The 14,382-nt window shown below is 75.4% G+C and carries 15 protein-coding genes and 1 tRNA gene; 6 read left to right on the forward strand and 10 right to left on the reverse strand.

All coding sequences use genetic code 11. The features are described from left to right. Positions 1–113 precede the first annotated feature (113 nt). The gene (locus ACIPUC_RS17350; RefSeq protein WP_446590275.1) at positions 114–1,259 is read left to right on the forward strand and encodes an aminotransferase class V-fold PLP-dependent enzyme; all 1,146 of its coding nucleotides are present in this window, start codon (positions 114–116) and stop codon (positions 1,257–1,259) included. A gap of 12 nt (positions 1,260–1,271) precedes the next feature. Here the strand turns inward: ACIPUC_RS17350 and cobF are convergent, their stop codons facing one another. After that, entirely contained in the window at positions 1,272–2,024 is a 753-nt protein-coding gene (gene cobF / locus ACIPUC_RS17355) for a precorrin-6A synthase (deacetylating) (RefSeq protein WP_446590276.1), read from the reverse strand. A gap of 110 nt (positions 2,025–2,134) precedes the next feature. Here cobF and ACIPUC_RS17360 point away from each other — a divergent pair, with 110 nt between their 5' ends. Next, a complete protein-coding gene (locus ACIPUC_RS17360) occupies positions 2,135–2,527 on the forward strand; it encodes a VOC family protein (protein WP_446590277.1) in 393 nt (130 codons plus the stop codon). 12 nt (positions 2,528–2,539) lie between these two features. Here ACIPUC_RS17360 and ACIPUC_RS17365 read toward each other — a convergent pair whose 3' ends face one another. Then, positions 2,540–3,040 carry a DUF309 domain-containing protein gene (locus ACIPUC_RS17365; protein WP_446590278.1) on the reverse strand — a complete coding sequence of 167 codons (501 nt, stop codon included), beginning with the start codon at positions 3,038–3,040 and terminating at the stop codon, positions 2,540–2,542. A gap of 108 nt (positions 3,041–3,148) precedes the next feature. Between ACIPUC_RS17365 and ACIPUC_RS17370 the strand changes: the two genes are divergently transcribed. From ACIPUC_RS17370 to ACIPUC_RS17380, 3 genes are all read left to right on the forward strand, one after another. Then, a tRNA-Pro gene (locus tag ACIPUC_RS17370) sits at positions 3,149–3,222 on the forward strand. A 171-nt stretch (positions 3,223–3,393) separates the two neighbouring features. Continuing rightward, entirely contained in the window at positions 3,394–3,765 is a 372-nt protein-coding gene (locus ACIPUC_RS17375) for an STAS domain-containing protein (protein ID WP_446590280.1), read from the forward strand. Positions 3,766–3,829: 64 nt separating this feature from the next. Continuing rightward, positions 3,830–4,282, forward strand: a complete 453-nt coding sequence (locus ACIPUC_RS17380; RefSeq protein WP_446590281.1) for an ATP-binding protein — start codon at positions 3,830–3,832, stop codon at positions 4,280–4,282. A 67-nt stretch (positions 4,283–4,349) separates the two neighbouring features. Here the strand turns inward: ACIPUC_RS17380 and ACIPUC_RS17385 are convergent, their stop codons facing one another. Next, positions 4,350–4,913, reverse strand: a complete 564-nt coding sequence (locus ACIPUC_RS17385) for a dihydrofolate reductase family protein (protein ID WP_446590282.1) — start codon at positions 4,911–4,913, stop codon at positions 4,350–4,352. 27 nt (positions 4,914–4,940) lie between these two features. Between ACIPUC_RS17385 and ACIPUC_RS17390 the strand changes: the two genes are divergently transcribed. Beyond that, positions 4,941–5,981: an enoyl-CoA hydratase/isomerase family protein gene (locus ACIPUC_RS17390; protein WP_446590283.1), complete on the forward strand. Its 1,041-nt coding sequence runs from the start codon at positions 4,941–4,943 to the stop codon at positions 5,979–5,981. 43 nt (positions 5,982–6,024) lie between these two features. Here ACIPUC_RS17390 and ACIPUC_RS17395 read toward each other — a convergent pair whose 3' ends face one another. The 7 genes from ACIPUC_RS17395 to ACIPUC_RS17425 are packed head-to-tail and all read right to left on the reverse strand — an operon-like array spanning position 6,025 to position 14,382. After that, positions 6,025–6,948: an SDR family oxidoreductase gene (locus ACIPUC_RS17395; RefSeq protein WP_446590285.1), complete on the reverse strand. Its 924-nt coding sequence runs from the start codon at positions 6,946–6,948 to the stop codon at positions 6,025–6,027. Between the two features lie 10 nt (positions 6,949–6,958). Next, a complete protein-coding gene (locus ACIPUC_RS17400) occupies positions 6,959–8,206 on the reverse strand; it encodes an MFS transporter (protein ID WP_446590286.1) in 1,248 nt (415 codons plus the stop codon). 19 nt (positions 8,207–8,225) lie between these two features. After that, positions 8,226–9,479 carry an alkaline phosphatase family protein gene (locus ACIPUC_RS17405; protein ID WP_446590287.1) on the reverse strand — a complete coding sequence of 418 codons (1,254 nt, stop codon included), beginning with the start codon at positions 9,477–9,479 and terminating at the stop codon, positions 8,226–8,228. Between the two features lie 19 nt (positions 9,480–9,498). Then, entirely contained in the window at positions 9,499–10,509 is a 1,011-nt protein-coding gene (locus ACIPUC_RS17410) for a galactokinase (RefSeq protein ID WP_446590288.1), read from the reverse strand. Beyond that, positions 10,506–12,374, reverse strand: coding sequence for a methyltransferase domain-containing protein (locus ACIPUC_RS17415; protein WP_446590290.1), 1,869 nt, complete (start codon positions 12,372–12,374; stop codon positions 10,506–10,508). Before ACIPUC_RS17415 ends, ACIPUC_RS17410 begins: the two co-directional genes overlap by 4 nt. Then, positions 12,371–13,534 (reverse strand): glycosyltransferase, encoded by a 1,164-nt coding sequence (locus ACIPUC_RS17420; RefSeq protein ID WP_446590291.1) that lies wholly within the window; start codon positions 13,532–13,534, stop codon positions 12,371–12,373. The genes ACIPUC_RS17415 and ACIPUC_RS17420 overlap by 4 nt, the downstream gene beginning before the upstream one ends. Beyond that, positions 13,531–14,382, reverse strand: coding sequence for an alpha/beta fold hydrolase (locus ACIPUC_RS17425; RefSeq protein ID WP_446590293.1), 852 nt, complete (start codon positions 14,380–14,382; stop codon positions 13,531–13,533). The genes ACIPUC_RS17420 and ACIPUC_RS17425 overlap by 4 nt, the downstream gene beginning before the upstream one ends.

Genomic DNA, 14,382 nt, shown 5'->3' on the forward strand with positions numbered 1-14,382 from the left:
CAGCCCCGGCCGCGGCACGGGGCAGGCCACCCTGTCGCGATTGGCCTTGTCGGGCCGGGCGCCGCCCTTGCATGATCCGGAGCAGCCCGCCGCACCCGTCACCCGGAGGCACCGTGACCGAGCCCGCCACCCCGACCGCCTTCCCCGGCGGCAGCGCCCTCTTCCGGCTGGATCCGGCCATCGCCCACCTCAACCACGGCTCCTACGGCGCGGTCCCCGTCCCCGTCCAGGAAGCCCAGGAAGCGCTGCGCACCGAGGCCCACGCCGACCCCGACGCCTTCTTCAACGGGGTCGGCGACCGCCTGGCCGGGTCCCGGGGCCGGATCGCGGCCCGCCTTGGGGCGGATCCCGAGGGGATCGCCTTCATCTCGAACGCCACCGAGGGCGCCAACCTCGCGCTCGACGCCATCCCGCTCGCCGACGGCGACGAGATCCTGGTCACCGACCACGGCTACGGCACCGTGACCGCGGCGGCCGCCCGCCGCGCGCCCGTCACCACGGTGGCCCTCGACCCGCGGCTGCCCGACGAGGACGCCGTGCGCGAGGTCGTGCTGGCGGCGCTCACGCCCCGCACGAAGGTGGCCCTGCTCGACCACGTCAGCTCGCCGACCGCCCGCCTCGTCGCAGGCCCCCGGCTCCTCGCGGACCTCGCCGCGCGCGGGATCACCACCGTCGTCGACGGCGCCCACACCCCCGGCACCCTGGCCGAGCCGATCGCCGCCGGAGCCGACTTCTGGTTCGGGAACCTGCACAAGTGGGGCTACGCCCCGCCCGGCAGCGCCCTCCTCGCCGTGGCCCCCGCCCACCGGGCCCGCGTCAGGGCCCTGGTGCCCTCCTGGGAGGACCACCGGGGCTTCCCCCGCTCGGTCGAATACCGGGCCACCGCCGACTACACCGGCTGGCTGGCCGCCCCCGAGGGCCTCGACCTGATCGACCGCCTCGACGCCGCCAAGGTGCGGGCCCACAACAGCGAGCTCGCCGCCTACGGCGCGGACCTGCTCGCCCGGCTCCCCGGGTTCACCGTCCTCCCGCACACCCCGGGCCTGCCGATGCGCTCCCTGCTGCTCCCGCCCGGCCTCGCCGAGACCCAGGAGGCCGCGCGGGCCCTGCGCGAGGAACTCGCGTCGAAGCTCCGCACCCGGGTCCTGGTCTGGCCCCGCCCGGGCGGCGGGGGCCTGCGCGTCTGCGCGCAGGTCTACAACCACCCCGAGGAGTACGAACGCCTCGCCGCCGCCCTGCCCGCCTTCCTGTCCCGGTGACAGGCCGAGGTCCTAGGCGCGCCGGAGCAGGTAGGTGTCCATGATCCAGCCCTTGCGGGCGCGGGCCTCGGTGCGCAGCTCCTCGATCCGCCCGGCGACGTCGGCGAGCCTGCCCTGGACCAGGATCTCGTCCGGGGTGCCGACGTAGGCCCCCCAGTAGATGAACAGGTCCTGGTCCAGGTGCGCGGTGAAGGCGTGCCGCGCGTCCAGCATCACCACCACGTCGTCCACGCCGTCCGGCCAGCCCTCGGCCAGCCGGCGCCCGGTGGTGATCTGGACCGGCCGCCCGACCCGGTTCAGGTTGGTCCGGTGGCGTGCCAGCAGCGCCGAGACGCTGCTGATGCCCGGGACCACCTCGTGCTCGAAGGCCACCCGGCCCCGCTCCAGCACCTCGTCGAGGATCGCGAGCGTGGAGTCGTACAGCGAGGGGTCGCCCCACACCAGGAACGCCCCGGTCTCGCCCTCCGCCAGATCCTCCGCGATGAACCGCTCGAAGAGCTCCGCCCGCGCGCTGCGCCAGCCGTCCACCGTCGGGGTGTAGTCGGCCGGGGTGCGGTCCCGGTCCGGGTCGCGGCCCTCCACCAGCCGGTGGCCGGGCCGGGCGTGCTCGTCGAGCATCGCGCGCCGCAGCCCGGTCAGGTCCGCCTTCTCCTCGCCCTTCTCCAGGATGAGGAATGCGTCCGCCGCGCCGATCGCCCTGACCGCCTGGAGGGTCAGGTGGTCCGGGTCGCCCGCGCCTATGCCGATCACTGAGAACTTCTTCACGGCGCTATTGTGCCCGTCGGGCGCGCCGCCCTGTTCGCCGGTCGTGCGCGGTCACGCCCGGCCGACGCCGCAGCGTCCCCAACTCCGGCCCCCCGGCGCACAATGAGGGCATGTCATCCCACATCGCCCTCACCGCCCTCGTGGTCCACGACTACGACGAGGCCGTCGACTTCTACACCCGCGCCCTCGGGTTCGAGCTCGCCGAAGACACCCCGCGCCCGGACGGGTCGCGCTGGGTGGTGGTCCGGCCGCCCGGTGCCGAGGAGTCCGCGCTGCTGCTGGCCCGGGCCAAGGACGAAGCCCAGCGCTCCCGCGTCGGCGACCAGACCGGCGGCCGCGTCGGCTTCTTCCTGTACACCGACGACTTCGCGCGCGACCACGCCCGGATGACCGCCGAGGGCGTCCGCTTCCTCGAGGAGCCCCGCCACGAGGCGTACGGCTCCGTCGCCGTCTTCGAGGACCTGTACGGAAACCGCTGGGACCTGCTGGAGCCCGCCGCGTAGGCCCCCGGGCGGTCAGGCGGGGCCGGGCCGCCCGGTGAGCACGGGAGCTTCGCCCGCGGCGTCGATGTGCTCCCCGGCCGCCACCCGCCCGGCCAGCTCCCGGGCCCATCCGACCAGCCCCGCCACGTCGATCCCGTACGCGTCCTCCCGCCCGGCCAGGGCATCGGCCCCGCGCCGCAGCAGCCGCGCCCCGCCCACCGCGTTCCCGCGCGCCGCGTGCGTCAGCCCGACCGCGAGCTGCGCGAGCCCCCGCCAGAGCGGGGCCGCCTCCTCGGGCCCCGACTTCCAGGCGTCCTCGAACACCTCGTGCGCGTGGAACGGCATCCCGGCGTCCAGCAGCCGCTGCGCCTCCCCGACCGTCTCCGCGGGCGGGCGCACCACCCCCTCGGGCTGCCGCTCCACTCCGGCCTCCCCGTACGGCAGCGGCCGCCCCAGCCCGTCCCTGGGCCGCGCACTGCGCGCCCGCCCCTCGCCGTCCCGATCCCGAACCCGATCCCGATCCCGTGCGTTCACCACCTCATCTTCGCCCCCGCCGATTACCGGTGCATGAACACCCCTCGGCGTGGGGTAATGTTCTGCATGTGCCGCCGCGCAGGGGGAAACCCCAGGTGGAAGGCACAACGGGACGTGGCGCAGCTTGGTAGCGCACTTGACTGGGGGTCAAGGGGTCGCAGGTTCAAATCCTGTCGTCCCGACTTTTCGAAGTCGCAGGTCGTGGGGCCGTTTCGGAGCAATCCGAAACGGCCCCGCGGTCGTTTCGGATCCGTTCCGCAGTGGCGTCCCCCGCCGCCGCGCCCGGCCCCCCCCGAGGCGGATCCCCGCGGCGTCAGGGCAGGTGCAAGAACAGGACGGAAGGGTGATGCCGGATGGTTCCGGGAGCGGACAATGAGCGCTTCACCGTCGCGGTGCAGACCGTGGACGGAGCCGTCGTCCTCGAGCTGGCGGGGGAGCTGGACCACGACACGGCCCAGCCCCTGCGGGAAGCCCTCGACGCGGCGGCTTGCCGGGGTAGCCGGCTGCTGGTGGACCTGACGGGGCTGGGATTCTGCGATTCCACCGGGCTGAACGTGCTCCTGCAGAGCAGGCTCACGGCCCTGGAGGCCGGCGGCAGCGTGGAACTCGCCGGACTGCGCGGTTCCGTCGCCCGCATGTTCCGCATCACCGGCGCCGACGGGGTCTTCCCCGTGTACACCGATGTGGCGCAGGCGCTGAGCGGGGCGGACGGACCGCCGGGTTAGTGCCTCCGCCAGACGCGGTGGGCGGGTACGGCTACGGCACGTCGACACGAGGAGTCAGAGCGTCATGGAGCAGCGGGGGTCACCCGACCGGACCTGGTACCTGGTACTGGACGGGGCCACCGATGTCGTGACGCGCAGCCGGGACTTCGCCCGCCGGGCGCTGACCGCCTGGCACTGGCTGCCGGCCGCCACCCAGGAGGACCGGGACACGGCCGACGACGTGCTCCTGCTGGTGTCCGAGGTGGTGTCCAATGCCTGCCTGCACGGCGGCGGGCCGGGAGCGCTGCTGCTGGACTGCGACGACGAGCGGCTGCGGATCGAGGTGACCGACGGGAACCCGGCCCCGCCGGTCCCCGTGCGGGCGGGGCCGGGTGCCAAGCGCGGACAGCCCGGCGGGCACGGGCTGCTGATCATGGACCGGCTGGCCCGCAGCTGGGGCTCCCGGCCGGGTCCGGACGGCAAGTGCGTGTGGCTGGAGGTGGCCGCGCCCGCAGGGGTCAGGAGCCCGGGGCCGTGATGATCTCCCGGCCGGCGCCGACCTTGCCGGCGCGCGGGAACTGCCGCGCCGGCGCAGCGGGCCATCCTCAGGGGCGGCCGTAACGCAGCAGCACGACGCCGTTGCCGAACGTACGGGTGCCCTCCAGGCGCAGCGGCACCGGGCCGCCGTCGACCGGCGGGAAGAGCGGCTTGCCGCGCCCGATCCGCACCGGGTGCACGTAGATCCGGTACGCGTCCACCAGATCGTGGCGCAGGAACGCGGCGGCGATCCCGGCGCCGCCGAGGCACAGGTCACCGCCCGGGGCCGCTTTGAGCGCGGCGACCTCCTCCGGCACGACCTCCCGGACGATCGTGGCGTTCGGGCCGACCCGCTCGAGCGTGCGCGAGTACACGTACTTCGGCTTGTCCCGCCAGATGCCCCCGAACTCGGCCACCGGCCCGGCGTTCGCGGGGTCGTCGTCCACGGTCGACCAGGAGGCCTCCATGAGCTCGTACATCACGCGGCCGTGCAGGAACCCGCCCATCGCGCGGGCCTCGTCGTTGGCGTGCTGGTGCAGCTCGTCGTCGACGACGTGCCAGTCGATCTCGCGCTCAGGACCCTCGATGAATCCGTCGAGGGACACCGACATCCAAAGGATGATCTTCCGCATGCCGGTCCACGTTACATACTGACCGGTGTGAAGACCCACGATGACACCGTCCTGTTCGACATCGAGGGCCGGACAGGGGTGATCACCCTCAACCGCCCCAAGGCCCTCAACGCGCTCACCCACCCGATGGTGCTGCGCATGGCCGAAGCGCTGGCGGCCTGGGAGGCGGACCCCGCCGTCCACCAGGTGCTCGTCCGCGGCGCCGGTGAGCGGGGGCTGTGCGCGGGCGGTGACATCCGGGCCATCCACGACGACGCCAGGGCCGGGACGACCGCCTCGGCGGAGTTCTGGCGCGACGAGTACCGCCTCAACGCCCGCATCGCCCGCTACCCCAAGCCGTACGTCGCCCTCATGGACGGCATCGTCATGGGCGGCGGAGTCGGCGTCTCGGCCCACGGTGGCGTCCGCGTCGTCACCGAGCGCTCCCGCGTCGCCATGCCCGAGACCGGCATCGGCTTCGTCCCCGACATCGGCGGGACCTGGCTGCTCGGCCGCGCGCCCGGCCGGCTCGGCACCCATCTCGCCCTCACCGGCGCCGCCGTGGGCGCCGCCGACGCGCTGCTGTGCGGACTCGCCGACCACTTCGTCCCCGCCGCGCGCCTTCCGGAGCTGACCGCCGCCCTCGCCGCGGACCCCGTTCACGAGGTGCTGCCGCGGTACGCCGCCACTCCTGCGCCCGGGGAACTCGCCGACCGGCGGGCATGGATCGACCACTGCTACGCGGCGGACACCGTCGAGGAGATCGTGGAGCGGCTGCTCGCCGACGGCGACCCGGCCGCCAAGGAGGCCGCCGAGACCGTCCTGGCCAAGTCCCCGACCGCGCTGAAGGTCACCCTGGCGGCCCTGCACCGCGCCGCGGCCCTCGGCTCGCTGGAGGAGGTGCTGGTCCAGGAGTTCCGGGTCTCGTGCAACGCCCTGGCGTCGCCCGACCTGGTGGAGGGCATCCGCGCCCAGGTCGTGGACAAGGACCGTACGCCGCGCTGGTCGCCGCCCGCCCTGGCGGACGTGACCGGCGCGGACGTGGAGCGGCACTTCGCACCCCTCCCGGGCGGCGACCTGGTGCTGTGACCGGAAGGGCCGGCGAACCCTTTCCGTCCGTGGCACCAGGCGTCTAGCGGTAGCCGGTGGTGTCCGCCGGGCGGCCCGGGTCCTGCACCTCGACCATGTACCGCCAGCAGTCCGGGCGGCTGCCGTCGAGATCGGTGAAGCCGTAGACCCCGGCGAGCTGCCCGCTGGACAGGGACTGCCCGTTCCAGCGCGCCCGCTCCGGGTCGGCGGCGAGCGCCGCGACCGCCCGGCCGACGTACGACGGGGTCTCGGAGATGGCGAAGTGCGGGACCTTGTCCAGGGCGTCCCGCCAGTTCTCCTCCGTCACACCGAAGTTGTCGAGCATCATCTCCGAGCGGAGCCAGCCCGGGGTCAATGCCACCGCCGCGGCCCCGCGCGGCCCCAGCTCGTGCCCCAAGGCGAACGCCATGCGCAGCACCGCGGACTTGGCGAGGTCGTAGAAGAACGACACCCGGTAGTTCCGCGCGTTGTACTCGGCGGTGCCGTCCGTCATCTCCACCACCAGCCCGCCCGGCCGGCGCAGCAGCAGCGGCAGCGCGAAGTGGCTGGTGACGGCGTGGGTCTCGACCGCGAGGCGCAGCAGCCGCAGCCCCTTGTCCAAGTCGTGCTCCCAGACCGTGCTGTCCCACTCGAAGAGCAGCTCCCCGCCCCAGATGTCGTTGACCAGGACGTCGAGGCGCCCCTGCTCGCCGTCGATCCGCCCCACCAGCGCCTCGACCTCACCCGGAACCAGGTGGTCGGCCACCACCGCGATGCCGCGGCCGCCCGCCGCCGTCACCAGCTCGGCCGTCTCCTCGATCGTCTCCGGGCGGTCGTACTCCGAGCGCCCGCCGCGGGAGCTGCGCCCCGATACGTACACGGTCGCGCCCTGCGCGCCCAGCTGGACCGCGATCCCCCGGCCCGCGCCCCGCGTCGCCCCGGCCACCAGGGCGACCCTGCCTTCGAGTGTGCGCTGCGCTTCCGCCATGCGCCCGACCCTACGACGGCCCGCCCCGCTCCCGCCCGCCGAACACGGCGACCGCCGCCAGCGACACCAGCAGCCCCCCGGCCGCCATGCCGAGGGCCGGGCCCGGACCCCACAGCGTCCAGGCCGCGCCGAACAGCAGGGACCCCGCGAACCGGGCCAGCGCCTGGGCCGTCTGGAGCACCGCGAGGCCCGTGGTGCGCAGCCCGGCCGGCAGCAGCGGCCCGGCCGCCGCCATCAGCACCCCGTCCGTGGCCGCGTAGAACAGGCCGAGCAGCACGAGGACCCCGAGCACCAGCGCCGGCCCCGCCGGTACCGGAGCGAGCAGCAGCAGACAGGCGCCGAGCAGCAGCACGTGCCCGCCGAGGAACACCCGGCGCCGGCCCAGCCGGTCGGCGGCCCGGCCCGCGGGCAGCGCGGCCAGCAGGAAGACCGCCGCCGTGCCGACGGGCAGCAGCGGGAAGTACGCGGCCGGCAGCTCGAGCCGGCGCTGCAGCAGCAGGTAGAGGAAGGCGTCGCCGACGGTGAACAGGCCGAGCACGGCGGCGGTCGCGCACAGCCTCCGCAGCCCGGGGATCCGTACGAGCGTGCGGACGGGAGGCAGCGGGGCACGGGCGGCCGGTGCGGGCGCGGGCGCCTCCCGTACGAACAGGACCAGCACCACCACTCCCAGCAGGGCGATGCAGCAGCTCACCGTGAACACGGCCGCGTACCCGTCCACCACCACCCACAGCACCCCGAACGCGGCCAGCGGCCCCAGCAGGGCGCCCGCCGTGTCCAGCGCCCGGTGCACCCCGAAGGCGCGGCCCTGGTCCTCCGGCGGGCAGGAGAGCGAGATCAGCGCGTCGCGTGGAGCGGTGCGCAGGCCCTTGCCGGTCCGGTCGGCGGCGAGCACCGCCGCCACCGCCCAGGGGCTGGTGGCCGCGAGCAGGGCCGCCTTGCACGCGGCGGAGAGCGCGTAGCCGGAGCCCGCCACGAGTTTGCGCCGGTGGGTGCGGTCCGCGAGCCGTCCGCCCGCGAGGCGCAGCAGCGCCGTGGCGCCCTGGTGGAGCCCGTCCAGGGCGCCGAAGGCGAGCGGGGACATGCCGAGCCCGGCCATCAGGTACAGCGGCAGCACGGCGGTGACCATCTCGGCCGAGACATCCGTGACCAGACTGACCACGCCGAGCGCGAACACCGTGCCGGGTACGGCCCGCAGGGGGCCGCTCGGAGCCGGGGTGTCCCCGGCCATGTCCGCGGCCCGGCTGGTCGACAGGTACACGGATGCCTCCCTGAGGCGACTAGAACCAGGTGACGGTGAGCGGGAACCCGGCGGTGACCGTCGCGCCCGCGGAGTCGGTGGCCGTGGCGGTGATCTGGAGGGTGCCGCTGGCCCACGGCTTGCCGCTGATCCGGCCGGTGCCGGGGTCGACGGTCAGGCCCCAGGGCAGGCCGGTGGCCGCGTACCGGATCGGTGGCTTGCCGCCGGTGGCGCTGAGCTGGATGGTGCAGGACTGGTTGAACTTGCAGGTCTGCGGGCCGGGATCGGCCAGCCTCAGGTCACCCGCGGTCGGTGTCGGGGTCGGGGTCGGCGTGGGTGTCGGGGTGGAGGTGGGCGTCGGGGTGGGGGTGGGCGTCGAGCCGCCGAACACCTCCGAGATCGGCTGGACGTTGGCCGCGTTGCCCGCGTGCGTCGTACCGAAGAGGTCCTCGAAGGTCCGCAGCAGGTTGTAGTGGTTGAAGGCGGTGGCGTACTTGCCCGTCTTGACGTGCGCGCCGTAGAACACGGTGGCGATCTGGTTCGACCCGAGGAAGTTGTCCTCGTCCCAGGTCAGCACCAGCAGGCTGTTGTTGGCCTTCGCCCACTGCGCGTACGCGTCGATGTTGTTCTTCGTCCAGGTGTCGCCCGTGCCGACCGAGCAGGAGTGCATGTCGTTGCACTGGTTCGGCACGATGAACGACAGGTCCGGCAGCGCCGCGAAGTTGTTCTGCGGGAACTGCGCCCAGGTCTTCCCGGTGTTCAGCGGCACGTTCTTGAAGGCGAACCACGGGTTGTGCTTCTGCGCGTACTGGCCGTTCGTGCAGGCCGTGGACCCCTCGCTCGGCAGGTCCTCGTTGTACGTCGCGAAGGTCTTGCCGGCCGCGATCAGCTCCTGGCCGAGGTTGGGCGCCGTCATCGACTGCGGGGTGTAGCAGCCGTCGCCGGTGATGCCCTGCGTGGCGCCGGAGAAGAGGTTGAAGTAGTTGGGCTGGCTGGGGTGGGTCAGCGCCTTCATGCCGGTCAGGCTGGCGCCGCCGTTCGCCAACTGGTTGATGTACGGGGCGTTCGCGCTGCCGATGATCTCTCCGTACTGCTTGTTCTCGTACACGACGACCACCACGTGGTCGTACGAGGGCAGCGCGGCCGCGACCGACCCGGTCGCGGAAGGGGTTTCGGCGGCCTGGGAGTTGGCGACGGTGAAGGCGCCCAGCAGGCCGAGCGCGCCGAGTCCGGCCACGAGCGCGGACCACCGGGCCCGGCGTCTCGCGTCGGCCCTGGGTGAGGGGGTGGGCATGGGGGATCCTCCTTGATGGTCATTCCTCGCGCCGGGCCGCGCCGGCCACGGCGATGTTCAGGAAGCGCGGTACGGGCCGCTCCCGGTCGCGGAAGTCCTCCGCGACCGCGGCCCGCACCGCCGTCAGTCGTGCCTCGGGCAGCAGCACCAGCGCACTGCGCCCCGGCTCCTGCCCGGGCGGCCAGGCGCTCAGGGCCCCGGCCCGGCGGGCGCAGGCCACGGCCCGCGCCAGCTCGGCCGGCCGGTCCGCGGCCTCGCCGCGCACGGCCACCAGCACCAGCCGCGCCCCGGACGCCGCCGGGTCGAAGGGGACGTACCGCTGTCGCCGCCGGGGCCCGGCGCCCAGCAGCAGGGCCTTGCCGGGCCGGGCGAACAGGACCGCCCGGCGCAGGGAGTCGTCCCCGTCCGGCAGCGCCGCGGCCAGCAGCCGGGCCAGCTGCCCGCGGTCCGGCAGCACGCCGGCCGCCGTGTGTACGTCGGCCACCGCCAGGGCGACGGCGCAGTCGGCCGGCTCGGCCGTGGCCAGCCCGGCGGCCGCCGTGAGCGAGCCCTGCACGTGCAGGTCCGTCCCGCCGCGGCCGAAACCGGCCCGGGCCAGCGCCCGCAGCACGGCGTACGGCCGGACCGCCCAGGCGGGGGCCGCGGGCGGCGGCCCGGACAGGGTCAGCGGAAGATCGCAGCTGTCGGCGGGGTGGCCCAGCGAGCTGAGCCGCACCAGGCCGTCGGTGCGCGGGGCCGCGGCGGCGGCCGTCGGCCAGCCGGCCGCGGCGACCAGCCCGGGGGACCCGAGGTGGAAGGCGTACGGGGCGCTCCACACGGCGGCCGGCGGCAGGCCGTGCGCGGCCTCCAGGGCGTAGGCGACGAGCCGGAACAGCGGATCGGCGGTGGCCCGCCGGGCCAGGTCGCCTCCCGCCGGGTGGGCGGGCCGGGCGTTGCCCGGGTGGGCGGCGGCCGCGCCGACGGCGGCCGGGCGCGCGCCTGCGGCGACCGGGCCCGGCGGGGACGGCGGTACCGGGGCGGGGCCCGTCACCGGACGTCCTTGCGGGCCAGGATCCGGTAGGCGTTCCCGCCGTCCGTGACCCGGGCGGCCGCCGACCGCACGGCGTCGAGCACGGCCGCGCCGGCGAAGCACGGCAGCGCCGCCACCCGTACGAGGCCGGCGAGGGCCCGCGCCCGGGGCGTGGCCGGGGGACCCCACGGCCGGTCCGGGTCCGGGGCCAGCCGGGCGGCGGTCAGCGCCACCGCGCCGAAGAAGTCGTTTCCCTGATGGGCCGCGCCGTGCTCCTCGACGAGGACGGTGAACCCCCGGTCGGCCAGCGCCTCGCGCAGGTTCACGGCCGGGACCAGGTGCTGGTGCTGCGGCTGGAACCAGGGCAGCCACGCCCCGCCGAGGAGGTCCGCCATGCGGGACTCCGGGTCGGGCACCTCGACGGCCAGGAAGCCGCCGGGGGCGAGGACGGCGGCCGCCGCGTCCAGTTCGGCCAGCGGATCCCTGGTGTGCTCCAGGTAGTGGTACATGCTGACCACCTCGTACCGGCCCGCCAGCTTCGAGGCGTACTCCGGGAACTGGCCCTGGTAGCCGGTCTCCACCCAGCCGCGGCGCTCGGCCCCGAGGACCCCGTCACCCATGTCCAGCCCGTCGAACCGGGTCTGCGGCCAGACCTCGCGCGCCGCGTTGCAGAAGTGCCCGTGCCCGGTGCCCACGTCGAGCCAGGACTCCGGACCGGCAGCGTCGACCTGCGCACGGAGCATCTCGGCGCGCCCCCGGTAGGCGGCGCCGAGCCGCCCGAAGACCGTGCCCGCCCCCTCGCCGCCCCGCCCGTCGTAGAAGTCGCGGTAGTAGAACTCCAGCCCCTCGGGACTCAGCCGGGGGTTCTGGAAGACGTGCCCGCAGTCCTCGCAGCGCTCCAGAGCGAACCGGCCGGGCTTGCCCTGGAGCAGGTCGGGCACCCGGACCCGGACGGCGAGCCGCCCGCTCCCGCACCAGGGGCAGTCCGGGCGGCGCACCTCCAGGAAGCGGCCGGTGCCCGCGGCGAGGTCCGCCCGGTAGGCGGCGGCCCGGCCGGAGTCCGCCTCCTCGCCCCGGCCGCGGCGGGCCGCCGCGGCCGTACGCAGGGCCGCGCCGAGCGACCGTACCGGCCGGGCGGCGGTGGCCCGGGCCAGATCGGCGGGGCGCAGCGGGGAGCGCGGCCCGCCGAGGGCCAGGTACGGCTGGAGCCAGTACAGCCCGGCCGCGGCGGCGCCCCACCGGCCCTGGCGTACGACGACGCCCGCCAGCAGCGCCAGCCCGGCGAGCTGGGCCGCGGCCAGCGCACCCGGCGGCAGCCCCTGGGCCCGCAGCTCGGCGGCGCGCGCGGGCCCGGTCGCCTCGGGCTGCGGTCCGCAGCTCAGCGCGGGGGCGATGGCCAGGCCCGTGGCCCCGGCGGCGTACTCCTTCAAACGGCGGGTGAGCGCGAGGAGTTCCGCCGGGCCGGAGGGCGGCCCGTCCGGATCCACCCCGGCCCGTGCGAGGACCTCCTCGGCGGCCAGCACGGCGAACCCGGCGCCGCGCCCCTCGCCGAGCCGGTCCCGCCGGTAGCGGGCGGGGTCGACCAGGCGCAGCAGCCCGAGCGCCCGCTCGGCGGCCAGGTCCCCCGGCACCAGGTCCAGGACCCGCAGCCCCTCCCGCTCGGCGTGCGCGCAGGCGGCGAGGAGCGTGGCCGCGTCGGCCTCGACCCCCCGGGCGGTCAGCAGCCGCCACCCGGCGGCGCGCGGAACCCCGGTCGCCTCGGCCGGGGCGACCGGCAGCACCGGCACCGCCCGCAGCCGGCGGCCGGCCCGGACCGTGCCCGCACCGAGCGCGGCCAGCAGGACCACCGAGGTCCACGGGACCCGGGGGATCGGGGGTGGCGTCATAGGAGCTTCTCCAACCGGTCGGCCGCGGCGGCGGCTCCGCCCGCCGCGGCGAATGAGGCCTGGATCCGCCGGGCGGACCGGCGGGGGCCGGGCTCGTCCAGCACGGCCGTGAGCGCGTCGCGCAGTTCCTCGGCCCGGGTCCTGCCGAACCGCAGCCGGACCCCGGCTCCGGCGTCCACGACCTGGCGGGCCACGATCGGCTGGTCGTCGCGGATCGGCGCGACCACCAGCGGCAGCCCGAACGCGAGGGCTTCGCACACGGTGTTGTGGCCGCCGTGGCATACCACCGCGTCCAGGTGGGGCAGCAGATCCAGTTGCGGGACGCGCTCCTGCAGCAGCAGGTGCCCCGGCGTGGAACCGATCAGCACGGCGGGCGCCGCGAGCACCATCTGCACGTCCTCCGCGAGGTGTTCGGCGGCGCCGAGCACCGCCGCGTAGAACCGGCCGCCGGCCTCCTGGTTGAGGGTGCCGAGGGACACCAGCACCCGCCGGCGTGCCGGGTCGAGCCGCTGCCAGGGGAATCCGGGGGCGGCCGGGCGGGCGCCGAAGGCCGGGCCGACGAAGGCGTAGTGCGGCGGGAACGCTTCGGCCGGGCCGACGAGTTCCGGGGTGGAGAAGACGAGGACCAGCCGGTCCGAGAACCGCGGATCCCAGCGTGAGGCCACCGGTCCGAACTCGGCGAGCAGTCCGCGGACCTGTTCCGCGACCCACTCCCCGACCTTCGGGAAGTCCGCGAAGGGCCGGGTGAGTTCCGCCGAGGTGCTGGCGGACGTCGCCCAGGGGATCCCGAGCTGTTCGGCGACCAGCGGTCCGGCCAGGGCCTGCTGGTCGGCGACCAGTACGTCCGGCTCGAAGGCGCGGACGGCGTCGGCCACCCCCGGCGCCATCGCCCGCGCCAGCGGCACGAGCGCCTCCTCCCACAGGAACCGCAGCGCCGCGACCCCGCGCAGATCGCGCCAGCGTGCGTGCAGCGCCGAGTAGCCGCCGCCCGCCTCCTCGCCGGCCGGCAGGATCCGGGCCTGCGCGGGCAGCAGCCGGGCCAGTACCCCCGAGGGCCCGGTCCAGGCGATCTCGTGGCCCCGGGCGGCAAGTTCGGCCCCGACCGCCACCGTCGGATTGACGTGCCCCGCCAGCGGCGGAACCGTGAACAGCACCCTCATGGCACCAGCGCTCCCACCCGCGTCGCGTGCGTGTCCCGCGGCTCCCGTGCCGCCGGACCCGCCGACGCGTCGAGATGGGCGAGTACGGCTTCCCGCAGCACCCCGCTGGTCTCCTTCAGTACGTCGTGCCCCAGGCCCGGCAGGATCCGCAGCACCCCGTGCGGTGCGTGCAGGGCCAGTTCCCGTGCACCCGGGACCAGTTCCGAGTGCTCGCCGCACACGGTCAGCAGGGGGCACCGCAGCCTGGCGTAGTCGGCCGGGGCGAAGGCGCGGCCGGCCGCCATGTCGTCGATGAGCGTGGTGCGGTTGAGCAGGTCGTCGGCGATCGCCGTGAGGTTGGCGGCCTTGCGCAGCCGCAGGGTCCGCAGTTCGGCGGGGACCGGACTGTCCTCCAGGCTGAGCGCGGCGGCCGACAGGGTGTCCACCATGTTCTCCACCCAGGCCCCGCTGAGCGGGGGCTCGAGGAGCGTCAGCCCGGCGACGAGATCGGGCCGGGCCAGCGCCGCGTGCAGGGCGAGGGTGCCCCCGTAGCTGTTGCCGACCAGGTGCACCGGCCGGTTGCCCAGACCCAGCGCGCCGAGCAGTGCGAAGAGGTCCCGTACGGCGGTGCGGCTGTCGTAGCCGGTGGCCGGCCGCTCGGTGCGGCCGTGGCCGCGCAGGTCGTACAGGACGGTCTCGTGCCCGGCGCGGGCCACCGGCACCGCCAGCGGGCAGTAGAAGGAGGACAGGTTGTCGACGGCCAGGCCGTGCAGGAAGACCACCACGGGCCGGGCGGGGCGGGCGGCTTCCGCGGTGGCGGGGAGCCGCTGGACGTGGAAGCGCAGCGAGTTGGCGAGGACGAAGGCCAT

The organism is Streptomyces sp. LARHCF249, assembly GCF_052871255.1.